The 23419-nt window shown below is 66.4% G+C and carries 16 protein-coding genes; 4 read left to right on the forward strand and 12 right to left on the reverse strand.

Translation table 11 applies throughout. The features are described 5' to 3' along the window. Position 1 precedes the first annotated feature (1 nt). The gene (locus ACT2BZ_RS23390) at positions 2–706 is read right to left on the reverse strand and encodes an SDR family oxidoreductase (RefSeq protein ID WP_457938200.1); all 705 of its coding nucleotides are present in this window, start codon (positions 704–706) and stop codon (positions 2–4) included. A gap of 116 nt (positions 707–822) precedes the next feature. On the opposite strand from ACT2BZ_RS23390, the gene ACT2BZ_RS23395 reads away from it, so the two are divergent. After that, positions 823–1695, forward strand: a complete 873-nt coding sequence (locus tag ACT2BZ_RS23395; protein WP_457938202.1) for a LysR substrate-binding domain-containing protein — start codon at positions 823–825, stop codon at positions 1693–1695. A gap of 90 nt (positions 1696–1785) precedes the next feature. After that, positions 1786–2271, forward strand: a complete 486-nt coding sequence (locus ACT2BZ_RS23400; RefSeq protein WP_457938203.1) for a cupin domain-containing protein — start codon at positions 1786–1788, stop codon at positions 2269–2271. 28 nt (positions 2272–2299) lie between these two features. On the opposite strand, the gene ACT2BZ_RS23405 is transcribed toward ACT2BZ_RS23400, so the two are convergent. From ACT2BZ_RS23405 to ACT2BZ_RS23420, 4 genes are all read right to left on the reverse strand, one after another. Beyond that, on the reverse strand, positions 2300–2980 hold the full coding sequence (locus ACT2BZ_RS23405; protein WP_457938205.1) for an isochorismatase family protein: 681 nt from the start codon (positions 2978–2980) through the stop codon (positions 2300–2302). A 17-nt stretch (positions 2981–2997) separates the two neighbouring features. After that, positions 2998–5430: a GcvT family protein gene (locus ACT2BZ_RS23410; protein ID WP_457938207.1), complete on the reverse strand. Its 2433-nt coding sequence runs from the start codon at positions 5428–5430 to the stop codon at positions 2998–3000. A 269-nt stretch (positions 5431–5699) separates the two neighbouring features. Continuing rightward, positions 5700–7238: a trimethylamine methyltransferase family protein gene (locus ACT2BZ_RS23415; RefSeq protein ID WP_457938209.1), complete on the reverse strand. Its 1539-nt coding sequence runs from the start codon at positions 7236–7238 to the stop codon at positions 5700–5702. Further along, a complete protein-coding gene (locus ACT2BZ_RS23420) occupies positions 7235–8587 on the reverse strand; it encodes an MmgE/PrpD family protein (RefSeq protein ID WP_457938211.1) in 1353 nt (450 codons plus the stop codon). The genes ACT2BZ_RS23415 and ACT2BZ_RS23420 overlap by 4 nt, the downstream gene beginning before the upstream one ends. Positions 8588–8844: 257 nt before the next feature. Between ACT2BZ_RS23420 and ACT2BZ_RS23425 the strand changes: the two genes are divergently transcribed. Beyond that, positions 8845–9015 carry a hypothetical protein gene (locus ACT2BZ_RS23425; protein ID WP_457938213.1) on the forward strand — a complete coding sequence of 57 codons (171 nt, stop codon included), beginning with the start codon at positions 8845–8847 and terminating at the stop codon, positions 9013–9015. Positions 9016–9157: 142 nt separating this feature from the next. After that, positions 9158–9763, forward strand: a complete 606-nt coding sequence (locus tag ACT2BZ_RS23430; RefSeq protein WP_457938215.1) for a transglycosylase SLT domain-containing protein — start codon at positions 9158–9160, stop codon at positions 9761–9763. Positions 9764–9841: 78 nt separating this feature from the next. On the opposite strand, the gene ACT2BZ_RS23435 is transcribed toward ACT2BZ_RS23430, so the two are convergent. From ACT2BZ_RS23435 to ACT2BZ_RS23465, 7 genes are all read right to left on the reverse strand, one after another. Next, a complete protein-coding gene (locus ACT2BZ_RS23435; RefSeq protein WP_457938217.1) occupies positions 9842–10318 on the reverse strand; it encodes a pyridoxamine 5'-phosphate oxidase family protein in 477 nt (158 codons plus the stop codon). A gap of 111 nt (positions 10319–10429) precedes the next feature. Next, a complete protein-coding gene (locus ACT2BZ_RS23440; protein ID WP_457938219.1) occupies positions 10430–12868 on the reverse strand; it encodes a dipeptide ABC transporter ATP-binding protein in 2439 nt (812 codons plus the stop codon). Between the two features lie 109 nt (positions 12869–12977). Next, the gene (locus tag ACT2BZ_RS23445; RefSeq protein ID WP_457938221.1) at positions 12978–14129 is read right to left on the reverse strand and encodes an ABC transporter permease; all 1152 of its coding nucleotides are present in this window, start codon (positions 14127–14129) and stop codon (positions 12978–12980) included. Between the two features lie 11 nt (positions 14130–14140). Further along, a complete protein-coding gene (locus ACT2BZ_RS23450) occupies positions 14141–15178 on the reverse strand; it encodes an ABC transporter permease (RefSeq protein ID WP_457938223.1) in 1038 nt (345 codons plus the stop codon). An 87-nt stretch (positions 15179–15265) separates the two neighbouring features. Then, positions 15266–16918 (reverse strand): ABC transporter substrate-binding protein, encoded by a 1653-nt coding sequence (locus ACT2BZ_RS23455; protein ID WP_457938224.1) that lies wholly within the window; start codon positions 16916–16918, stop codon positions 15266–15268. Between the two features lie 330 nt (positions 16919–17248). After that, positions 17249–21412 (reverse strand): translocation/assembly module TamB domain-containing protein, encoded by a 4164-nt coding sequence (locus ACT2BZ_RS23460; RefSeq protein ID WP_457938226.1) that lies wholly within the window; start codon positions 21410–21412, stop codon positions 17249–17251. A 2-nt stretch (positions 21413–21414) separates the two neighbouring features. After that, positions 21415–23310 carry an autotransporter assembly complex protein TamA gene (locus tag ACT2BZ_RS23465; RefSeq protein ID WP_457938228.1) on the reverse strand — a complete coding sequence of 632 codons (1896 nt, stop codon included), beginning with the start codon at positions 23308–23310 and terminating at the stop codon, positions 21415–21417. Positions 23311–23419 lie beyond the last annotated feature (109 nt).

The following is a 23419-nucleotide window of genomic DNA, read 5'->3' on the forward strand; positions in this document are numbered from 1 at the left end:
CTCAGACCGAGCGGGTCAGCCCGCCATCGAGGCGCAGGTTCTGGCCGGTCATGTAGGCCGCGTCGTCCGACGCTATGTAGGAGACCAGTGCCGAAAATTCCTTCTCCTTGCCGTAGCGGCCCATCGGGATGCGGGCCCGCCGGTCTTCCTTCTCCGGCAGGCTGTCGATGAAGCCCGGCAGGATGTTGTTCATGCGCACATTGTCGGCCGCATACTTGTCGGCAAACAGCTTGGCGAAAGCCGCCAGCCCGGCACGGAACACGCCCGAGGTCGGAAACAGCGGATCCGGCTCGAAGGCCGCGAAGGTCGATACGTTGACGATCGTCCCGCCACCCTGCTTCGCCATGATCGGCGTCACCAGCCGCGTCGACCGGATCACGTTGAGAAGGTAATAGTCCATGCCGAGGTGCCAGTCCTCGTCGCTGATCTCCAGCACTGCCCCCTTCGGCCCGTGCCCGGCCGAGTTGACCAGCACGTCGACGCGGCCCCAGCGCTCCATCGCCAGGTCGACGAGCTTCTTCAGGTCCGCGACCTCGAGGTTCGAACCGGTCACGCCGAGCCCGCCGAGTTCCTTGGCCAGCGCCTCGCCCTTGCCGGAGGATGACAGGATGGCGACCTGATAGCCGTCCGCGGCCAGCCGTCGCGCTGCCGCCGCACCCAGTCCGCTGCCGCCTGCCGTGATGAGGGCCACCTTCGTCGCAACCATTGTCGTCTCCTTGGTTTCAGAATGTGCCGCACATTGGCCCAGCCAGCACTGCTTGACCAATCATGTCTCGTCGCGCAAGGCTGTAGAAATTCTACTGCCTGGAGAAAAATGATATCGTGCGCCTACCCAACCTCAACGCCCTGCGCATGTTCGAGGCGGCGGCCCGGCATCTGAACTTCCGGCTCGCGGCGGAGGAGCTGCACCTCACCCAGGGCGCGGTCGCACAGCAGGTGCGCGGGCTCGAAGCCGACCTTGGCGTAAGGCTGTTCGATCGCAAGCCACGCGGGCTTGCCCTCACCGCGACCGGGCGCAGCTACCACGCATCGATCGGCCGGGCCCTGGCGATCATCGGCGACGCGACGCAGAAGCTGCGGCCGGACGGCAGCCGCATCACGGTCAGTGTCACGCCGTCCTTCGCCACGAAATGGCTGGTGCCGCGCCTCGGCGGCTTCGCCGCGCGCCATCCGGACATCGACATCAGGACGGTGGCCAGCGAGGGCCTGGCCGATTTCCGCACCGACGGCGTCGACCTCGCCGTTCGCCAGGGACGCCCACCCTTCGGCGAAGGGCTGCGCAGTGAGCCATTGGCGCCGCTCGATCTCTGCGCCGTCTGCAGCCCTGCCCTGGCAGCCCGGCTTGGCCGTGTCGGCCAGATCTCGGACTTTGCGGGGCACAGGCTGATCGAAGACGCGCACGGCCATTGGAGCGCGCTGTTCCAGGCGGCGGGGCTGAGCGCACCGGGCCGGATGACCCAGTTCAACCAGACGGCGCACGCGATGGAGGCTGCGGCCAATGGCCAGGGCATTGCCCTTGCTCCCCGCTTGCTGCTGCGCGACGATCTAGCCCAGGCAAAACTCGCGACTGTCTGGAAGGCTGAAACGCCCGGCGGTTTCCATATCGTCTATCCGTCCGCGGCAAGGCCATCCCCCGCCAGGCAGGCGGTAATCGACTGGCTGCATTCGGAAGTGGAGGAAGCGCAGGCTTCATGAGCCCCGGCTGGACCATAGCTTGCCTCTCGACGCCGTCCTCCATCCCGCTAGAATTCGCCCGTCCCTGATAGCGCCGAACGGAGAATGACGATGAGCGATGCCGCAAAACCGCAACCGGTCGCCTTGCGTGCCGCCGACGTGGCGCCGCGCACCAAACCGTCGGTCTATCCCGAGCCTTTCTTCAGCCGCATGGCGCGGCGCGAGAAGCGCCAGCTCGGCGACGTCTTCGGCCTCAAGAATTTCGGCGTCAACCTGACGCGCATCGCGCCCGGCGGCGAATCCTCGCTGCTGCACAGGCACAGCCGGCAGGACGAATTCATCTACATCCTCGACGGAACGCCGACGCTGGTCACCGATGACGGCGAATTCGCCCTCGCGCCCGGCATGTGCGCCGGCTTTCCGGCCGGCGGCATCGCCCACCAGCTGGTCAACCGCTCCGATGCCGACGTCGTCTATCTGGAGGTCGGCGACCGCACCGCCGGCGACGAGGGCTCCTACCCCAATGACGACATCAAGGCCGAACTCGGCCCCGACGGCCAGTGGCGCTTCTCGCGCAAGGACGGCACGCCTTACTGAGCCCTTCGGCGCGGCATCTTCCGCCCGCTCATAGCACGTCGTAGAACGCCCCGGCGGTGTCGAAATCGTAGCGGATCGGCACCGGGCCTTGCGGCCGCCATGCCTCCACCGTCTCTCCGGCCAGCAACCGGCACGCGGCATCGGTGTCCCCCACCGCGCCGCCATAGAGCCGGTTCGCCAGGTTGAGGATGCCCGTCTGGTGCATCGCCACCGAGCCGCTGCCGCAGGCGTCCTTGACGAGCAGCACGCGAAAACCCTGCGCCAGCGCACCCTTCACGGTGGCGTCGACGCAGGCTTCCGTCCACACGCCGGCGACCACCAGCCACTCGATTCCGTCGGCCCGCAGCTCGTCGCCGAGTCCCGTCCCGAAGGCGCTCGCCTCGCTCTTGATGATCAGCCGCTCGTCGGCCAGGGGCGCCACCTCGGCGCAGATGGCCGTCAGCGGATCGTCCTTGTCGCTGAAGGCCGAGCGCCCGTCCGCCAAGACCGGGTGAAACGGCCGCGTCACCGCCGAGCCGACATCGACGACATAGGCGAAATGATAGAGCGCAACACCGTTCTCGCGCGCCGCTGCCTGCAGCCGTCGCACGTTCCCGACCACCCGGTCGAAGCCGACGGCCAGCAGCCGCTGGTCCTGCCGGTGCTCCTCCTGCATGTCGATGAACAGCGCCGCGGTCTTATGTGGCGGCAGAAAAATGCGTTGCTTCATGCCCGCAATAGCCCGTCCTACCCGCGCATACGCTCGAAATTGGCGTCGAACAGCGGCGACGCCTGCAGCCTTGCCGGATACCTCTTGCCCAGCAGTTCGATCTCGAAGCCGTCCGGCTCGTCGGCGATCTCCTTCGGCACATAGCCCATGGCGACTGACGCCCCGGCATTGTGCGCGTAGCCGCCCGAGGTCACCCAGCCGCGCACCGCGCCGTCGAACCAGATCGCCTCGTCGCCGATCATGTCGGCGTCCTCCGTGTCGACCACGAAGGCGCGCAGCCTGAGCTTGCCGCCATCCCTGCGCTCATCGTTGGCCGCCGCCTTGCCGATGAAGTCGGCCTGCTTGCCATAGGCGACGAAGCGCTCCAGCCCGGCTTCCAGCGGCCCGTAGATCGGCCGGTATTCCCGCGCCCAAGAGCCGTAATTCTTCTCCAGCCTGAGCGAATTCAGCGCCCTTGAGCCGAACAGCCCGATGCCGAACGCCTCACCCGCTTCCATCAGCGTGTTGAACACCGCGCGCTGGTATTCCGGCGCCATCCAGATCTCGTAGCCGAGATCGCCCGTATAGCTGACGCGACCGACGAGGCACGGCGCCATGCCGATATCCATCGGCCTTATCGCCATGAACGGGAACGCTTCGTTGGAGACGTCGCTGCGCGTCACCTTCTCCAGCACCTTGCGCGCATCCGGCCCGGCAATCGTCAGGCCAAGCCGCTTCAAGCCCAGCGCCTCGACCGCCACCGACCCATCATCCGGCAGATGATGCTCGAACCATCGCATGTGGAACACTTCCGCGATGCCCGAGCCGGCGATGAACCACTCCTGCCGTGCACCGCCCAGATTCGCGACCGAAAAGTCGCCGATCAGCTTGCCGTCTTCCTTCAGCATCGGCGCCAGCGCCATGCGCCCGGGCTTCGGCAGCTTGCAGGCGAGCATGCGGTCGAGCCAGCTCTCCGCCCCTGCACCGACCACCCGGTACTTGGCGAAACTCGAAATCTCCGCCAGCCCGACGCCCTCGCGCACCGTCTTCACCTCCTTCGCGACATGCGCAAAATCGTTCGAACGCCGCCACGAAAATTCGTCCTTCACCCCGTCCGGCGCATACCAGAGCGGCACTTCCAGCCCGAAGGCCGCGCCCCATTGCGCGCCCCTGGCCGACAGCAGGTCATAGACCGGCGTCGTCTTCAGTGGCCGCCCGGCCGGCAGTTCCTCGTTCGGGAAACGGATCGAGAAGCGCCTGGAATAGTTCTCGCGCACCTTGGCGTTGGTGTAGGCCATCGACGCCCAGTCGCCGTAACGCGCCACGTCCATCGCCCAGATGTCGGCGCCCGGGTCGCCATGGATCATCCAGTTGGCGAGCGCCAGCCCGACGCCGCCGCCCTGGCTGAAGCCGGCCATCACGCCGCAGGCGCACCAGAAGCCCGGCAGGCCGCGCACCGGTCCGACCAGCGGGTTGCCGTCCGGCGCAAAGGTGAAGGGCCCGTTGATGATCTGCTTGATGCCCGTGTTCTGGAAGGCCGGGAAATGCCGGAACCCCACCTCCAGCGACGGCGCGATGCGGTCGATGTCGGGCTCCAGGAGCTCGTGCCCGAAATTCCACGGCGTCGTGTACTCCGACCACGGCTTGTTGGCCTTCTCGTAAGTGCCCATCAGCATGCCGCCGCGCTCCTGGCGCAGGTAGAGCTCGCCGTCGAAATCCACAGCGTGGATCACCTCCTTGCCGGTCTTGGCGTTGATCTCGGCCACTTCCGGCATGTCCTCGGTGATCAGGTACATGTGCTCCATGGCGAGCACGGGTAGTTCGAGCCCGACCATGCGGCCGACCTCGCGCGCCCACAGCCCGCCGGCGTTGACGACATGCTCGGCCACCACTTCGCCCTTGTTGGTGATGACGCGCCATGTGCCGTCCGGCAGCCTTACGATGTCCTCCACCTTGGTGAAGCGCTCGACCGCAGCCCCCAGCTTGCGCGCCGCCTTGGCATAGGCATGCGTCACACCCGACGGGTCGAGATGCCCGTCCTCGGAATTGCGCACCGCGCCGACGAATTCCTTCGGGTCGAGAAGCGGCATCAGCTCATGCGCTTCCTTGGCCGAGATCTCCTCGAGGTCGAGGCCGAGATAACGGCCCTTGGCGACGACGCCGCGCAGCCAGTCCATGCGTGCCTCGGTGGCGGCGAGCAGCACGCCGCCGGTGATGTGCACGCCGGTCGCCTGTCCCGACAGTTCCTCGATCTCCTTGTAGAGCGAGATCGTGTATTTCTGCAGCTTGGCGACGTTCGGATCGCCGTTGATCGTGTGCATGCCGCCCGCCGCATGCCAGGTCGAGCCCGATGTCAGCTCGTCGCGCTCCAAAAGCACTACATCGGTCCATCCGGCCCGCGCCAGGTGGAACAGCACCGAACAGCCAACGACCCCGCCGCCAATGACCACAACCTGCGCATGCGATTTCATGATTTTGTCCGTTGTTTCAGTGCGTTGAAAGCGTTTGGGGAATCGGATTGGGAGGGAGTTGAATCAAAACTGCAAAGTGTGCGTTTCTTCACTCCCCCCCTCTGGCCTGCCGGCCATCTCCCCCTCAAGGGGGAGACCAGCCTGGGGCCACGGTTTCGCCAATCTCCAACGTCGCAGGACGAAGCGCTGCGCCTGAACTGCCAATCTCCCCCCCTTGAGGGGGAGATGTCCGGCAGGACAGAGGGGGGTGCTGGCCGGAGTGTCACACCTCACGGCTCGCCCTGCCCGATCGCCTCTTTGCGCTTCGCCACATAGGCGTCGAGCTCCTCGCGCACGGCCGGATCCATCGCCGGCTCGACATAATCCTCCAGCGCCTTCTTCCACAGCCGCGTCGCCCGCGCGGTGGCGTCCAGCCCGCCCGCTTCCTGCCAGGCTTCGTAATTCTGCCAGTTGGACAGCATCGGCTGGTAGAAAGCGGTCGAATAGCGCTCCAGCGTGTGCGGCTCGCCGAAGAAGTGGCCGCCGGTCGGCACGCGGCCGAGCGCATCGAGCGCCAGCTCCCCCTCGTTCACCTCGATCGGCGTCAGAAACTCCATCATGTGCTGGATCGCCTCGATGTCGATGATGAATTTTTCGAACGACGCGGTCAGCCCGCCCTCCTGCCAGCCGGCGGCGTGGTAGATCAGGTTGCCGTGCCCGAGGACCGCACCCCACAGCGCCATCATCGTCTCGTAGGCGCCCTGCGCGTCCGCCGCGTTGGAGGCCGAGCCCGGCGTCGTGCGGTAGGGCAGCCCGTAGCGTCGCGCCAGCTGCCCCGAGGCGATGTTGGCCTTGGTGTTCTCCGGCGTGCCGAAGGCCGGCGCGCCCGAGCGCATGTCGACATTCGAGGTGAAGGCGCCATACATCACCGGCGCGCCCGGCCGCACCAGCTGCGTCAGCGTCACGCCGAACAGCGCCTCGGCATTCTGCTGCGCCAGAGCGCCGGCCAGCGTCACCGGGCTCATCGCCCCCATCAGCGTGAACGGCGTCACCGCCACCGACTGGCCGTGCTCGGCCATGGCAATCAGCCCCTCCGACATGGAATCGTCGAAGCGGCGCGGCGAATTGACCGAGATGATGGTCGTCACTCCCGGGTCGTCCCGCATCTCGTCGAGCGTCATTCCGCGCGCAATCGCCATCATCGCGACGCCGTCGAGCGCCCTGCCTCGGCCGATCGCCGAGACATGAAAACTCTTGTCGGTCAGCGTCAGGTTGGCGCGGTAGGTGTCGAGATGGCGCTGGTTGGCCGGCAGCTCGACAGGCGCGCAGACCTGGTTGCCCAGCATGTGGATGCAGTTGAAATGCTGCGCCAGCCGCACCAGGTCGCGGTAGTCGTCCATGTTGCCGGGCCGGCGGCCGCGCTCCATGTCGTGTACGTTGGGCGGCCCGGCGACCAGCGTGAAGTTCAGCGTGTCGCCGCCGAGATGGACCGTCCGCCCAGAATTGCGCGGCGTCAGCCGGTAGTGCGACGGCGTCGTCTTCAGCGCCTCGGCGACCAGCCCGCGGTCGAGCCACACCGTCTGCGTCGCATGATCGACCTTGGCGCCTGCCTTTTCGAACAGTGACAGCGCATGGCCGCTCATCACCTCGATGCCGAAATTCTCCAGAATGTGCAGCGACGCCTCATGGATCGCCTCGACCTGATCGGCCGACAGCAGCTGCATCGGCGGATAGGGATTGCGCACGCGCCTCAGCGGCAGCTGCGGGATCGGTGCCGGCCCGCGATTGCTCGTCCGATCGGCGCCGCGTTTGCGGCGTGGTTCGCTCATTCCGCCGCTCCCGCCAGTTCGGCGGCCACCGGCGCCTGCCGCAATGCCGCGACCAGCGGCGCGAAGTTCGCCGCACGGTCGAGGCCCAGCACCATGTCCTCGATCTGCGCCGCGCGATCCGCGACACCGCCGGCCAGCATCAGCCCGTGGAACTTCTCGCTCACCTCGGCGTCCGACAGCGGATTTTCCGCACTGCCGCGCGCCACTGCCGGGTTCGAGCGCAGCAGGCGTCCGTCGGCCAGCCTGATTTCCACCTCGGCCCAGCGCTCGGCGGGAAACAACGCCGAGAAGCGGGGCTCGTCGACCGGCTCGACCATGCGCGACAGCCGCAGGATGTCAGCGTCGGCCAGCGCCGCGGCGTCGATCTCGGCAGGTCCAACCTTGCCGCGCACCAGCAGTGCGGCCACCGGAAACGGCAGGCTGTATTGTGCCGCATCCGTGTCGCGCGGCTCGGCCGTCGCCAGCTTGAACGCCTCGTGGAAGGTGCGCACGGTGATCGCCTCGATGTCGCCATGCGCGAACCGGTGCTCGCGCTGCAGCTGCACCGCCGCCTCGATCGCCGGCTGCGCCCAGCGGCACACCGGATAGGCCTTGAGATACTGTTCGCCGATGCGCCAGCGGCTGCCGATGTCGCTCCAGAACTCCGCGACATCCGCCCCTTCCATGGTGATCGCCGGCGCGCCGGTAAAACCCTCGCGCGCCAGGTGGACGGCCGCGGCCCCCGTCATGGCGCCCCAGCCGGAGCCATCCTTGATCATCGTCGGATAATCGATGCAGCGCATCATCTGGCTGCGCGGGCCGTTATACTCGGCAATCCCCAGCGCCTCGCGCGTCATCGCCCAGTCGAGCCCCATGATGCGCGCGCCGACGGCGGCGACGCCGAGCGACACCCAGGCGCCCGACGTATGGTAGTCTGCGGCCGTGGCGTGCAGCGCCAGCCCGCCGCGGATGGCCACCTCGTAGCCGACGACCAGATGGCCAAGCGCCTCGGCGCCGCTCAGTGACGAACCGTCGCCGGCGAAGGCGAGCAGGCCGGCCAGCGTGCCGCAGCCGGCATGGCCCTTGATCAGCGGGTGGCCGTCATGCGCGTCGAAGCCATCGATGGTGGTGGCGTTGGCGAGTGCCGCCCCCGTCGCGCTGGCACTGCGTCCATCGAACAGGAAATAGCCGCCGGTCCCGCCGAACTGGCTCGAGGCGACAGACCGGATGATCCGGCTCGACTGCAACTGCGAGCCTGCCGCGGCGACGCCGATCAGGTCGAGCAGGCAGCGCTTTGCCTGGTGTACGGCCTCGGCCGGCGCGTCCCCCGGACGAAAATCGCAAATGAATGCGCGTGCGGCATCGGTCATTGTGACTAGCTCCCTCGACGGCCGGGCTGAAGGCGTCGCGACCGTCTATTGACCCATCAATACGTCTCGGGTCCCACCCGACTGTCACAAAAGCGGCGGTTTCCGGCGAGATTGTTGCCCCAGCGTCTTTTTCGGAATTCCACTGTAGAAATAACGACATGCGAGGTCGCCTGCCTTCCATGTCGGTGCTGGCGCGCTTACGCGCTTTACTGTCCGTGCCGTTGCGATAGGCTGTGGAGCGACCAGAGGAGACGGCCATGCGACTGCTGATGTCACTTTTCCTTCTCGCCGGGTTGGCCACGGCTCTGCCTGTCGGCGGGCCTTCGCCTGCCGGTGCCCAGGAATGCTCGGGCGAAAACTGCCCGCCGCCGCAGAGCGGCTCGGGCCATGACTGCGAGCGCAAGAAGCAGGAAGACACGGTTTCCTGAAGGCACGAAAACCACAATTCTGACCCGGTCGGGCGGTAACCATCCGAGTCTTGGTCCGCCGTCCGCAGGTTGACTTAACGTCAACGCAACGGTTAACAGGCCATGAAAGAATACATTTAACTTTTCTGGCTATCTATGAACCATGGTTGCGTCGCGTTTTAGTCGAGTTCTATCGGTTGGCTTGCTGCTGGCCCTGTCCGCCTGCGCGACCCAGCCCGAGAACATCAACAATATCTGCGCCGTCTTCGACCAGCGCGACGGCTGGTTCAACGACTGGCAGTCGGGCGCCCAGCGCGCCGAGCGCAAGTATGGCGTGCCGGTTCCCGTGCTGATGGCGACGCTGCGCAAGGAATCCGGATTCCAGGCCGATGCCAAGCCGCCGCGCACCAAGCTCTTCGGCTTCATCCCGTGGAAGCGCCCCTCCACCGCCTATGGCTACTCGCAGGCGCTCGACGGCACCTGGGCGCAGTACCAGCGCGAGACCGGCAATACAGGCGCGCGGCGAACCTCTTTCGCCGATGCCGTCGATTTCGTCGGCTGGTACCACTCCAAGTCATCCGACACGCTCGGCATCGCCAGGAACGACACCTACAATCTCTACCTCGCCTATTATCTCGGCTGGGGTGGCTACAAGCGCGGCGACTGGCAAAGCAACGCGCCAATCCGCAAATATGCCCGCTCTACCGACGAGATGGCGCGAGACTATGCGGCGCAGATGCGCCAATGCAGGGCCGGCGGATCTGCCTGACCTGACGTCCACATGCGAAAAGGGAGACGGCCCGGCGGCCGCCTCCCCTCGAAATCCAGATCGCTTGGCCGTTCGGGCCTAGAGGCTGACCTTGGCGTGGTCGATCATGTCGTCGGCATTGGCGCCGGAAACCTTGGTCCGCAGGTAGCCGATTGCCGACACGATGGTCGACGACCCGCCATCCCAGAACTCGCCGCGGTCGGGCGTCACCTTGACCAGGGTCAGGTTCGGGTCGTCCTTGCCTTCCGGGAACCATGCCTCGAGGTCGTCAGTCCACTTCTCCTCGATCAGCGCGCGGTCACGCACCTCCGCGCCGGTTCCCGACAGCGCGGCATGGCGGCCGCTGGCGTTGGAGTAGCCGAGGCTGACCTGCGGGTTCTTGACCACCGATCCGTCATGGTGCGTGAAGAACCAGATGTCGCCGTTCTCTTCGGCTTCCTGGTTGGCCATCGGCCGGGTGAGTAGCCGCCCGTCCGCCTCGACCGTGGTCATCATGCAGATGTCCAGGTCCTTGATGACGTCGTAAAGCTGCTCTTCATTCTCGTGGTCGGTCACGGTCGCATCTCCTGCTCGGTTGGTCCGGGCAGGAGAAACCCCTTGGCGCGTCCGACGTTCCCTGCCGGGGCGCTTTGTCGCGATTATTCGTTCACGCGCCTGGCCGGCCGGTCAGCCCTTCTTGCCCTTGCCTGGCTTTGCCGCGCCCTTCTCGGCTTCCTTGCGCGTAGGCTTGAAGGCCGAGGGCGCCGTGTCGTCGAGAGCCTGGCGACCCTGTCCGACTTCCGGCGGCGACAGTGGATCGGAGGCTGGCCTCGGTTCGCCCGTCGGCACCGCATTGTCGCGCCGTTCCTCTCGGCGCGCCTTCGCGCTTGCCTCGGCTTCCTCGGCAGCCTCGCCGATCTTGCCTGCGCCAGGCTTGGCCAGCTTGCCGTGCGGACGCTTGGGCGGTTCGCCGGCAAATCCCGGCCCGCTGCCCTTCGGCGCGTCTTCCGGCACAGCGTCGTCGGCGGCGGCGAAGCTGATCACTGGGTCCATCTTGGCCAGCACATCGTCGTCCAGCCAGCACAGGCTCTTATGGCCGTCGCCGAGATCCTTGGGCGGCGGCACCTTCGTCTCGCAAAGATTGTCCGGCACCAGGTGCTTGTAGCCGCAGCGCGTCTGGAACGGACAGCCCGACGGCGGGTTCATGGCCGAGGGAATGTCGCCTTCGAGCACGATATGCTTCTTCACCACGCTCGTGTCGGCAATCGGGATCGCCGACAGCAGCGCCTCCGTATAGGGGTGGTAGGGCGGCGAGAAGATCTGGTCGGTCGTGCCCTGCTCGACGATGTAGCCGAGATACATCACCACCACGCGGTCGGCGATGTAGCGTACCACCGAGAGGTCGTGGCTGATGAACAGCATCGTCGTCTTGTTGACGCGCTGGATGTCCATCAGGAGTTCGGTCACCGCCGCCTGCACCGAGACGTCGAGTGCCGACACAGGTTCATCGGCCACCACCACCTTGGCATTGCCGGCAAAGGCGCGCGCAACGCCGATGCGCTGCTTCTGCCCGCCCGAAAGCTGGCGCGGCATGCGCGTCTCGAAAGCGCGCGGCAGCTTCACCAGGTCGAGCAGTTCGAGCATCCGCTCGCGCCGTTCCGCGACATTGTTGCCGACATTGAACTTTTCCAGCGTCCGGATGATCTGCGAGCCGACCGAATGGCTGGGGTTCAGCGTGTCGAACGGGTTCTGGAACACCATCTGGATGGACGCCACGGTCTTCACGTCGCGGTCCTCGATGGCGGTCGACTGGATCTCGCTGTTGTCGAGCTTGACCGTGCCCGACGAGGCTGTCTCGAGCCCGAGCAGCACCTTGGCCAGCGTCGACTTCCCGCAGCCGGATTCGCCGACGATGGCCACCGTCTCGCTCTCGCGCGCCGTGAAGCTGATCGTCTCGTTTGCCTTGACCGTACGCGGCTCGGCGCCGCCGAAGATCTCGTTCGCCGACACCTTGTAGTATTTCCGCAGGTCCTCGATCTGCAGCACCGGCGCGCCGGGCGCCACCGGCTCCTTCTTTTCCGTCGCGCCTTCGGGCATGGCGTCCCAATCGATCTCGTTGAAGCGCACGCAGCGGCTGAAATGCCCCTCATGGCCCTCCACGGGGATCATCGGGATTTCCGCGGCGTTGCACAGGCCCTCGACGAAATGCTGGCAGCGCGGGCCGAAATTGCAGCCCTTGGGGCGCTCGTGCGGCAGCGGCAGCTGGCCGGGAATGGCAATCAGCGGGCGCGAATTCTTGTCGGCGCCGGGCAGCGGGATCGAGCGGAACAGCCCCTGCGTATAGGGGTGGCGCATGCGGTCGAACACGTCCTTGATCTTGCCGGTCTCGACGGCCTCGCCCGAATACATCACGGTGATCCGGTCGCAGGTCTCGAGGATCAGGCCGAGATTGTGCGACACGAAGATCATCGACGTGCCGAATTCCTTGCCGAGCCCCTTCACCAGTTCGACGATGCCGGCCTCCACCGTCACGTCGAGCGCCGTCGTCGGCTCGTCGAGCAAGAGCAGCGCCGGCTTCGACAGCAGCGCCATGGCGATCACGATGCGTTGCTGCTGGCCGCCCGAAAGCTGGTGCGGGAAGGATTTCATCATCCGCTCGGGATCGGGCAGCTTCACCGCGCGCACCGTCTCCAGCGCCCGCTTGTAGGCTTCCTCCTTCGACACCTTCTCGTGGATGATCGGCACTTCCATCAGCTGCTGGCCGACCTTCATCGCCGGATTCAGGCTGGCCATCGGCTCCTGGTAGATCATCGCGATCTTGTTGCCGCGGATCTGCCGCAGCTCCTCGTCGGACAGGTCGCCCATGTCCTTGCCCTGGAACTTGATGCGGCCGCCGACGATCTTGCCGATGTTGGACAGGTCGCGCATGATTCCGAGCGAAACGGTCGACTTGCCGCAGCCCGATTCCCCGACGATGCCCATCGCCTCGCCCGGCATCACCGTGCAGGAAAAATCCATCACCGCCGGGATCTCGCCGGCGCGGGTGAAGAAGGAGATCGACAGGTTCTCGATCTCGATGATCGGTTCAGCGGCCTGTGTGGCGGAGGCTTGGACGACTTCGTTCATGGCTCTCTCCGGGGCATATGTGTGGTGGGCGCGGCGCGGAAGCCGCCGGTCTCTCCCCTCGAGGACGAGAGACCCGGCACGGCAGATGGGGGTGTCGCCGCTCCCATCCTCAATCCTTCATCGACTGCTCGCGCAGCGCGTCGGCAAGCAGGTTTAGGCCGAGCACGAAGGACATCAGCGCGATCGTCGGCGGCAGCGCGGGGTGGATGAAGGAGCGCAGCAGGCGGCTGGCATCCTTGATCGCCGTGCCCCAGTCGGGGCTTTCGGGCGCCAGGCCGAGGCCGAAATAACCGAGCGTGCCGAGCAGGATCGTCGTGTAGCCGATGCGCAGGCAGGCATCGACGATCAGCGGCCCGCGCGCATTGGGCAGTATCTCCCACAGCATGATGTACCACGGCGTCTCGCCGCGCGTCTGTGCCGCTGCCACGTAGTCGCGCGTCTTGATGTCCATCACCAGGCCGCGCACGATGCGGAACACGCCGGGACTGGAGGCGAACACCACCGCCACGAAGATGTTGAGCTGGTTGGGCTTCATCGAGACGATGCCGAGCGGATCGGCGTTGAACACCAGGCCGATATAGACCCAGCCGCCGAGCAGCAGCGTCAGCCCGACCAGTATGTAGAGCCTGTCCGGCCGGTTCTTGAAGCGCGTGTAGAACAGCGTCGTGAAGAAGATGATCGGGAACAGGAAGAACAGCCCGGCCAGCGCATAGGGGATAGGCGTGTCCATGATGCCGGGCGTCACCAGCAGGTAAAACAGCAGGATCACCGGGAAGGCCAGCACCAGGTTGGCCAGGAACGACAGGATGGAGTCGGTCCGCCCGCCGTAATAGCCGGCGGGCAGTCCGAGCGTGATGCCGACCATTAGCGCAAAGGCCGTCGCCGCCGGCGCGATGATCAGCACGATCTTGCTGCCGAACACCATGCGCGAGAACACGTCGCGCGCCAGCTTGTCGCCGCCGAACAGGTAGACCTGGTCCGTGTCGGGAACGATCGCGCCAGGCAGCGCATCCTTCATCACCACGATCTGCCCGAGCGGATCGAAAGGCGCGACCGTGCCCGAGAAGATCGCCGTGAACAGCCAGAACAGGCAGATCGACACGCCGGCAATGCCGACGCCCGAGTCGAAAAGCTGGCCGTAGAGGCCGAGCTTCGACTTGTAGGTGAAGCTCGCGCCCAGCACGATCGCCATCGCAAGCCATACCGGCCAGAACCGGACCAGCACACCGATGAAGACCTGGAAGCCCCCGATAAATTCCATCGCCCGGCCCCCTACTGAACTCTGATGCGTGGGTTGAGATAGGCGTAGCCGACATCAGAGATCAGCTGCGTCAGGAGCACGATGAACACCGACACCAGCGAACAGCCGAGCAAAAGGTCGATGTCGTTGTTGCCGGCCGCCTCAACCAGCGTGAAGCCGAAGCCCTGGTAGCGGAACATCACCTCGACGATGACGACGCCGGTCAGCAGCCACGGAAACTGCAGCATGATGACGGTGAAGGGCGCGATCAGCGCGTTGCGCAGCGCGTGCTTGATGACGACGCTCGAGAAGCTGAGCCCCTTCAGCCGCGCCGTGCGGATATATTGCTGCGTCATCACCTCGACCATCGAGGCCCGCGTCATGCGCGCGATGTAGCCGATGCCGTAGATCGCCATCGTCATGACCGGCAGCGTGAAATTGTAGAAGGTGATGCCCTTGCCGGTGGCGCTGGCGGCCGAGCCGTTCAGCCAGCCGAGCCACGAGGCGAAGATGACGGTGAAGATGACGCCGGAGACATATTCCGGCGTCGCCGTCGTGGCGATCGCCGCAACCGACAGCGTTCGGTCCGTGCGGGTGCCCTCCCGCATGCCGGCCAGTATCCCTATCAACAGGGCGATGGGCACCATCGTCACCATCACCCAGAACATCAGGATGCCGGTGGCGCCAAGCGCCGGGAACAGCTTCGCCGCGACCGTGGTCTTGAATTTGGTGGAACAGCCGAAATCGCCCTGGATGACGCCCGAAAAGCGCGTCTCGGCCGGCTCGTCGCAGAAGCTGAAGCGCGAGGTGGCCTCGCCCGTTTCGGCATCGATCTTGGGGTATTTGGGCCACACGCCGAGCCATTGCCCGTAGCGCACGAAGAAGTTCTGCCGGTAGCCGTTCTTGACCAGCCAGCTTTCGATGTGCTCGTCCGACGAGCGCATGTCGAGCTGGCTTATCGACAGCTTCCGAAGGTTCGGCTCGAGGTTGACCATGAAGAAGACAACCATGGTCAGGCACAGCATGGTCAGGATCATGGTGCCCATGCGTCGAGCTACGAATGAAAGCATGCGATCGGCCCCCCTGCCGTTCGGGTTGGGGTAACTACTCCGGAGCAACGGGAGGGGCCGTTGGGCCCCTCCCGTCTCGCGTCAGGATCAAGCGTTCAGCCAGACCTTGCCGAAGTCATGTTCGAAGGTCGGGTGCATGCCGTGGTTTTTCACCTCCGGCACCGAGCTGTTGTAAAGCTTGCGCCAGTACGGCTGGATGATGATGCCCGAGTCCTGCATGATCTTCTCGATGTCGGCCATCAGCACCTTGCGCTTCTCGGCGTCGGCGATCGAAAGCGCCTGGCCGATCTTCTCGTCGAGCTCGGGATTGGAATAGCCCGCCTCGTTCCAGGCCTCGCCCGTGCGGTACGCGATGGCCAGCACCTGGACGCCCAGCGGGCGCATGTTCCAGTTGGTCATCGAGTACGGGTACTTGGTCCAGTCGTTCCAGAAGGTCGAACCCGGCAGCACGGTACGCTTGACGTTGAAGCCGGCTTCGCGAAGCTGCGCGGCGATGGTGTCGCCGGTGTTCTTGTGCCAGTCCTCGTCGACCGTGATCAGTTCGTGCTCATAGTCCATCTGGCCGGCTTCGGTCATCAGGGCCTTGGCCTTCTCGAGGTCGCGCGCGACCTTGGGAAGCTCGGCATATTCCGGATGAATCGGGCAGACGTGATGGTTTTCCGCCGGCTCGCCGGCATTGCCGTAGCCGAGCGCCAGCACCGTCGCATTGTCGACCGCGAGCTGCAGCGCGTTGCGCACCTTCTGGTCGTCATACGGCTTGTTGTTGACGTTGGTGCGCGCCACGATGGTCGAGGCAGTGACGACTTCCGACGTATCGGCGCCGACGCCCTCGAGGATCGACACGTAGTCGGCGGTCGTCTCGTGGTTGGTGTGGACCTCGCCGGATTCGTAGGCCGAGACCATGGCCGACGGATCGGTGCCGTAGTCGATGAACTCGACGCCGTCGAGATAGACCTCGCCGTCCCACCACTTGCCGTCTTCGCGACGCTTGTAGACCACCTTCTGGCCGACGTCGTAAGAAACCAGCTCGAACGGACCGGTGCCGATCGGGTTCTTGACGAAGTCTGCGCCCGTCTCATCGAACGAACGATGGACGATCAGTGCGGGGTAGTCGCACAGGCTCGGGATGAGCGCGATGTCGGACTTGGTCAGGCTGAGCTTGACCGTCATGTCGTCGACCTTCGTCACCGCGCCCTCGCGCAGCTTGCCCGAGGCTTCGTCGACAATCGTGCCGAGACGGCCCGGCATCGAGTTGCCCTCGGCGCTCTTGTCGGCCCAGCGCGTGAAGTTGAACACCACGTCATCCGCGTTGAAGGTGTCGCCATTCGTCCAGGTCACGCCCGGGCGGACATGCAGCACGTATTCGGTGGCGTCGTCATTCACGTCCCAGCTCTCGATGAGATAGGGCTTGAAGGTGAAGTCGCGGGTGTACTTGACCAGCGGCTCCAGCGTCTGGCGCTGCGCATTGGCGATTTCGGACCAGTCGGCCGTACGCGGATCCTTGGGATCCTTGACCACCATGGCGACCTTGAGGACGCCGCCCTTCTTGGGCTCTTCCTGGGCCAGCGCCTCGGTCGGCGCGGCGAGTCCGAGCAGGCCGTAGGCCATTGCGGTCGAAGCGCCGAAAACGCTCGCCATGGCAAGAAATTCGCGGCGGTCCATGCCGCCAGCCTTTGCGTCTTCGGCCATCTTCACGATGTGATCCGGAACGCGATCCCCATTACTCTTATAGAACGTCATATAGTTCTCCCGTTGTTAGGCTTTCTGCCCATTACAATTCAGCATCCGGTGATCGATGTCAAAGCTCGCCGAATGCGAATTCGGCTTGAAATGTGCAACTTTGACCGGAGTGCAGTGTGCGCGAATGCGACAATCTTGGCGCAAAATTGGTACCCGACCGGAGATTCCGGAGAGAATCGTGTCAGCCGATTGTGTTGAGACAATTGCGTCCTTCCGGACAGCGCCAAGTCACTAAGCTACACTAGCAGCCGCCTGCTCGGCTGGCTAGGGCGGCGGGCGGCTTTCTGGCGCCCGGCCCTGCCGCCGCCCCCGCCGGAGCCGCGCCGATGCTCAGTATTCGCGCTCGTAGAAAATGCCGGCCTTGGCCTCGCCGCCGTCTGTAGCCTGGCCGCGCAGCTTCACGCCGCGCCCGACGCGGAGGTCGATCGTAGCCTTGCCCGAGCCCGCCTTGTCGCCCTTCTCGATCGACAGGTAGGTGCGGTCGTTAAGATACTTTCCGGCCGTCACGGCGGTCGATCCGTCCTCGGTCGTGCGCACGTCGAGGTCGTCCACGCCGATCGTCGAGCGCAGCGATTCGAGCAGCGTGCTGGTGCCGCCGCCGCCGGCGAGCTGTGCTGCCGCATCGGCGAGCTGCACGATCTGCAGCGGCGAAAGGTTCGACATCGAGCTGCCGAAGATCAGCTGCGCCAGCACCTCTTCTTCCGGCAGCGCCGGGTTCGACGTGAAGCTGAAGCGCGGGTCGTTGGCCGGGCCTGATACCGTCACGGTCACCGTCGTGTCCCCGGAGGTCGAATCGGCGGCCAGGTCGAGATAGGGCACCAGCGATCCCGAGAAGGTGATGGTGCCGCGCGAGAAGACCAGCCGCTTGCCGAGGATGGACAGCCGCCCGCGCGTCATCGTGAACCGGCCGACCGCCTGCGGCGCGCTCGCCGATCCGGTCAGCTTCAGCCTGCCGCCGAGTTCGGCGTCAAGGCCGCGGCCCTGCACGAAGATCTGGTTGTTGGCGTTGACGGTGACGTCGAGCAGGAGGTCGCTCCTGTTGCCCGTCGCCGGTTCGGCCGGCGACAGCGCCCTGTCCTGTGCCTGCACGGCGGCCGTCGCGTTCTTGTGCTGGACGTCAAGCGCTGCCAGCGATCCGGGCAGTTTTTCCGGCACCGTGATCACCGTGCGGCCAAGGTCGACCGTGCCTGCCAGCGTCGGCGAGGCCGACAGCTGGCCCGTCACCGTCAGGTCGCCCGACATCGTCGCCGTGACGACGCGGCCGTCGGTATAGCGCCCGTCGCGGATCTTCACGGCCAGGTTGGCAGGCAGGCCCTGCGCCGTATCGATGCCGACCGTGCCCGAGGCCGAGATCGAGCCGCCGGTCGACAGCGTGCCGTTCAGCGAGCGCACCGTCGCGACGCCGTTGGCGAGCGCCACGTCGGCGCTGATGTCGTTGATGGCGATGCCCATGCGCGCCGCCACCATGCGCGTGCCCGACGTTGTCACCGTGCCGCTGATGACCGGCGCGCTCATCCCGCCGCTCACCGACAGGTTCACGTCGGCGGCACCCGTCAGCGACAGGCCCTGCGCCGCCAGCCGTTCCGACAGGAAGGCGAAGGGCACGCCGCCCGCGAAATCGAGCGCCAGAGAGCGCGCCCGCGTGTCGACCGAGCCGCCGCCCTTCAGCGTGAGGCCCGAGCCCTCGCCGATCGTCGCGTCAAAATTCACCCTGCCACCGGCGAAGTCGCCGCTGGTGGTCAGGCTCATCGCGCCGAAGCCGGCTTCGCGCGTCTGCGCCGTCTGGGCGCCCTTCCAGTCGATGGAAAAACCGACCGACGGGTCGGCGGGCTTGCCTGTCACCTTGGCGGTGCCCGACACCGTGCCGGCCGCCGAAAGCCCCGGCGCAAATGAATTGGCGATCGAAGCGGGAACGCCCGACACCGTCGCATTGAGGTCGAGCGTGCTGCCCGCCGTGCCCGACACGGTCGCGCTGCCGCCTCCGAGGTCGAGCGCCAGCCTGTCGAGCGTCGTCGTCCCGTCGGCGATCTCCACCGTCGTCGGCCGCGCCAGCTCCGCCTCGACGCCGCGCACCGTCGCACGGCCGGAGTCGAGCTCGATCGTCGTCCGCCCGTCGGCGAGCCGCACCCGGCCGGCCGCCCGCGCCGGAATATCCGACACCGTCGCGCCGCCGTCGAAACCGGTCCAGCCGCCATCCTGGCTGAGCTTGACGTCGACATCCTTCACCACGGTCGTACCCGATGTCACCGTGCCGGCGCGCACCGTGCCGGTCACAGCCGGCTGCGCGATGTAGTCGGCGACCACGGCGCTGATGTCGACATTGCTCGCCGTGATGTCGCCGCGCGACAGTGCCTGCGTCTGCGCCTCGACGGCGAGCTGCGGCTTTCCGCCCTCTTCGGAGAAAGTCAGCGTTCCGTTGAGGTCGCCCTTGGCCGTCTGCGCGGCCAGCGCCGCCAGCGAACTGATGTCCGGCAGCTGGAAGTCGACCGTGCCGAGCGGCATGAAATTCTCGTCCAGCACAAGGTCGCCGGCGATCCTGTTGTCGCCAAGCGACAGCGACAGGTCCTTGACCTCGCGCCGCGCGCCCGCCGTTGACAGCGACGCCTTGCCGGCGAGCTTTTCGCCGCCCACGGTGCCGCTGAGCGACACGGCGGCCGCCGGGTTGTCTATGTCGGCGCGGCCCGAGGCCTCGAGCCGCAGCCCGGCGATCTCGCGCCCGGCCGCCATGATGCTGTCGCTCGTCACCGTCACCGAGACATCCGGCTTGCTGAGCGCGCCCTCGGCCTTCAGCGCGATCTCGACCGCGCCGCTTGCCTCCTTCGCCACCAGCCCGATGTCGGTCAGCGTCCCGTTGATCGTGGCGTCGATCTTCTCGTCGGCCGAGCGGATGGTGCCCTTGGCCGCCAGCGCGCCCGAGGTCAGCGAGAACGGGTCGGCCGAGACATGACCCTCGGTGTCGCGCAGGAACCGCGCCGAGAGTTCGACGCGCTCGGCGAGCGCCGGTCGCACCGCGGCGGGCAGCGCCGCCGACGCCACGTCGGCCTCGATGTCGAGCCGGATCGCGCCGTTGGCGAGCGATACCTCGCCGTCGAAGGCGCCGTTCAGTGCGTCGCTGCTGAGCGAGCCTTCCGTCACAGTCAGCGCGTCCGTCTTCAGCGTACCGGCGAAACCGGCGCTGATCTTGCCGGCCACCAGCGGTGCGATCGTCGGGTTGTCGATGGTCAGCGCGGCGGCCGTCGCCTGGCCTGTCACCGGACCGGTACGGGCGGCAATGTTGAAGGCGTCCGAATGCAGCGTCACGCTGAGATTGTCGATCGCTGCCGAATTGGTCGAGACCCTGCCCATCACCGCGCTGATATCGAGGTTCGGCTCGTTGCCGGCGCCAAGCGCCCGCACGGTCGCCGACTTCACCACCATGTCGATCGGGCTTTCCTCGCTGCCGAAGGACAGGAGCACGCCGTCGCCGGTCGCTGCCGCCTCCAGCGCAAAGTCGCTGGCGCCTTCCGGGTCGATCGAGCCGCTTGCCGAACCGCGCAGCGCATTGCTCTCCACCGTCGCCCGCTCGACGATGACGCCGCCGGCCTTTGTCGCCGTGCCGGCAATGTCGAACACCGTCTTGCCAGACAGCAGCGGCCGAAGCTTCTCCGGCACGAAACGCTGGAACTCGCCGTCGCCCTTGGCCTCGATGGCGCTGCCCTTGTCGGTCAGCTGGTGGCGTCCCTCGACGCGCGTTATCACCGTGCCGTCGACCGCGAAGGTGCCGCTGCCTTGCCAGTTGGCCAGGGGGCCCTCGCCCGAGATGTGGATTTCGACAGGCGGCGCGTCAGGCAGTTGCAGCAGGTTGGCGATGATGCCGCCCTGCGGTTCCGAGCCGTTGACGTCGATGTCGATGCGGTTCTCGTCGGGCACGAAGTGCACCGACGCGTCGATGCTGCCGGCGCCGCCGTCGCTGCGCGCGACGTTCAGCTCGGCCTCGATCTCGAGCGGCGAGGCGTCGGCCCTGAGCGATCCCTTGGCCGCAACCGCGGCAACGCCGCCGGCGAGTTCCGGTCCGATGGCGATGTCGGGCAGATCGATCTGTTTCAGCGACAGCGAGACCGGCAGCGAGAAGGCTGCGTCATCGGCCTTCTTCTCCGCGCCCTTCGGCAGCCGCGCGACCTCGATCCGCTCGGCGAAGATCCGCTCGGCGCGGAAGGTCATCGAAAACAGCGCCAGCGGCGACCAGTGGACGGCGACGCCGCGTCCGACGAGCCAGGTGCCCTCCTTGTCGCCGATCGCCAGGCTGTCCAGCGTCAGCTCGCCCGTCCAGATGCCGTCGATCCCGCGCAGCCTGACCGACTGCTCGGGCGTCGAGATGAAGTCGGAGATCAGCCCGGCAAGGTTGTCGCGGCCGCGCTCGGTCATCGTCAGCACGATGATGGCGCCGAAGGCGAGCGCCAGCACCGCCAGGATGGCGTAGCGCAGCAGTCTCAGGAAGTGCTTCAGGTAGCGCATCGTCAGAACGCCTGCCCGACGCCTGCATAGATGGCGAAGCTCGGATCGCCTTCCTGCCGGTCGAGCGGCACGGCGACGTCTAGCCGCAACGGGCCGAACGGCGTCAGGTAGCGCAGGCCGATGCCGGCGCCGAAGGCGAATTTGGAGAAGTCCGGGCTCTCGTTGACCGACACCGAGCCGCCATCGATGAACGGCACGATGGCGATGTTCTCGCGCACCTTGATGCGCAGTTCCACCGAGCCCTCGGCCACCGAAAGCCCGCCCGACGGCTCGCCGTCCGGCGCCTTCGGTCCGATGCCCTGGTAGGGATAGCCGCGCACCGAGCCGCCGCCGCCGGCGTAGAAGCGCCGGTCGGCCGGCACGTCCTCGATGTCGGCGCCGAAGATCGAGCCCGCCGCGACGCGTCCGGCCAGCACGAACTGGCCCGCCTGGTCGAGCGCCTGGTAGGCCGACAGTTCGCCCCTAACCTTGATGAAGGTCGCCCCGGTCTTGAGATCGTGCGTCGGCTCGGCGAAGGCCAGCGCGCGAAAGCCCTTCTTCGGGTCGAGCTTGTCGTCGCGGCTGTCATAGACATATTGCAGCGGCGTGCTGAGCAGCAGGTGTTCCCTGCCGTCGGGATTGTAGAAATCCTCGATTTCCTCGTAGTCGATCGACACTTCGGCCGAGGCGCTCTGCTCGCGCGTGAACTGGTAGGACAGGCCGGCTCTCGCCTCGGTCGAGAAGCGGTCATAGGCGTCGGGATGCTCGAAAACCGTGCGCACGCTGGCGAAGAACTTCGAGTCAGGGCCGATGACGCCCGGCTTCTCGAACAGGATGGCGGCATTGTAGTTGAGCTGGTCGACCTCGGTGGTGTCGCTGATGCGGCCGACCGAGCCTTCGACGCGCAAGGTCTCGGCGTGGCCGAACAGGTTGCGGTGGCCCCAGTAGCCCTCGAGGCCAAGGCCTTCGGTGCTTGAGACCGTGGCCCCGACGCCGTAGTAGCGCAGCTTGCGCTCGCTGACCTCGACGACGATCGGTATATCGCCATTGGCGTCGAGCGCGTCGCCATGCCTGACCGTGACGCTCGAGAACACGCCAAGCGCCAGCAGGCGGTTTCGCGCGTCCTCCATGTCCTGCGGCGAATAGGTCTTGCCCGGCCGCAGCCCGGCGACATAGCCGGTGAAGCCCGGGTCCATCGTGTCGGTGCCGCTGACCTCGGTCGCGCCGTAGCCCGCCACGGGCCCCGCCTCGACGTCGAGCGTTACGTTGAGCGTCGTCGTCGCGTGGTCGGCCACGATGTCGCTGCCGGTCACCTCGGCCAGTGGCCGGCCTTCCGCCTGCAACCGGCGCACGACCTCGGCCTCGGCCTTCAGCACCGCGTCGGAACTGGCGTCGCCGCCGGGCACCAGGCCGAACTCGGCCGGATCGAGGTCGGCCGCGTCGCCGCGCAGTGTCACCGTGCCGAGCGTGAAAACCGCGCCCGGGTCGATCGTCACCGTCACCGGCACCGGCCCGTCGCCGAATTCGGCGTCCGGCGGCAGGTCGTCGAGCTGCCGCCCGGCGATCGTGATGTCGACGACGCCGTCATAGCGCGCCCGCGAATAGAGCGCCGCAACCAGCCGTTCGCGGTCCGAGCGCGCCTTGGCCAGCACGCCCAGCGAGCCCGACACCGGCCGCTCCACGTCCTGCACCAGCGACGACGCATTGTTCAGCGCTTCCGTCAGGTCCTCGTCGCCGCCCTCGACCGTCAGCGTCACCGTGTAGTTCAGCGGATCGACGACGTCCTCGTTCTCGTCGTCAGACGAGCCGAACAGCTTGAATCCGAATATCTCGAAGGCAGTGGCGGAAGACACGGAGATCAGGCTGGCCGGCTGGCATAGCATGGCCGCCAGCAGGAAACGCGCTGTGCGTCCCGCCACGATCCTCCCGCCCTTGCGTGGCTTCCGTGTCTGCATCGATCCGATGTTAGGTCCCAAAACTAAAATTGGAATGAAGTCCTGAAGTGCTCGTAAAGGGGCCACAATCGAT

It is taken from the genome of Mesorhizobium sp. 10J20-29 (assembly GCF_054130485.1).

Bases quoted from the DNA above. Each gene is read 5' to 3' on its own strand.
- ACT2BZ_RS23400 (WP_457938203.1), top strand. From the start codon at position 1,786: ATGAGCGATGCCGCAAAACCGCAACCGGTCGCCTTGCGTGCCGCCGAC.
- ACT2BZ_RS23460 (WP_457938226.1), bottom strand. From the start codon at position 21,412: ATGCGCTACCTGAAGCACTTCCTGAGACTGCTGCGCTACGCCATCCTG.
- ACT2BZ_RS23440 (WP_457938219.1), bottom strand. From the start codon at position 12,868: ATGAACGAAGTCGTCCAAGCCTCCGCCACACAGGCCGCTGAACCGATC.
- ACT2BZ_RS23405 (WP_457938205.1), bottom strand. From the start codon at position 2,980: ATGAAGCAACGCATTTTTCTGCCGCCACATAAGACCGCGGCGCTGTTC.
- ACT2BZ_RS23420 (WP_457938211.1), bottom strand. From the start codon at position 8,587: ATGACCGATGCCGCACGCGCATTCATTTGCGATTTTCGTCCGGGGGAC.
- ACT2BZ_RS23430 (WP_457938215.1), top strand. From the start codon at position 9,158: ATGGTTGCGTCGCGTTTTAGTCGAGTTCTATCGGTTGGCTTGCTGCTG.
- ACT2BZ_RS23445 (WP_457938221.1), bottom strand. From the start codon at position 14,129: ATGGAATTTATCGGGGGCTTCCAGGTCTTCATCGGTGTGCTGGTCCGG.
- ACT2BZ_RS23450 (WP_457938223.1), bottom strand. From the start codon at position 15,178: ATGCTTTCATTCGTAGCTCGACGCATGGGCACCATGATCCTGACCATG.
- ACT2BZ_RS23455 (WP_457938224.1), bottom strand. From the start codon at position 16,918: ATGACGTTCTATAAGAGTAATGGGGATCGCGTTCCGGATCACATCGTG.
- ACT2BZ_RS23415 (WP_457938209.1), bottom strand. From the start codon at position 7,238: ATGAGCGAACCACGCCGCAAACGCGGCGCCGATCGGACGAGCAATCGC.
- ACT2BZ_RS23425 (WP_457938213.1), top strand. From the start codon at position 8,845: ATGCGACTGCTGATGTCACTTTTCCTTCTCGCCGGGTTGGCCACGGCT.
- ACT2BZ_RS23410 (WP_457938207.1), bottom strand. From the start codon at position 5,430: ATGAAATCGCATGCGCAGGTTGTGGTCATTGGCGGCGGGGTCGTTGGC.
- ACT2BZ_RS23390 (WP_457938200.1), bottom strand. From the start codon at position 706: ATGGTTGCGACGAAGGTGGCCCTCATCACGGCAGGCGGCAGCGGACTG.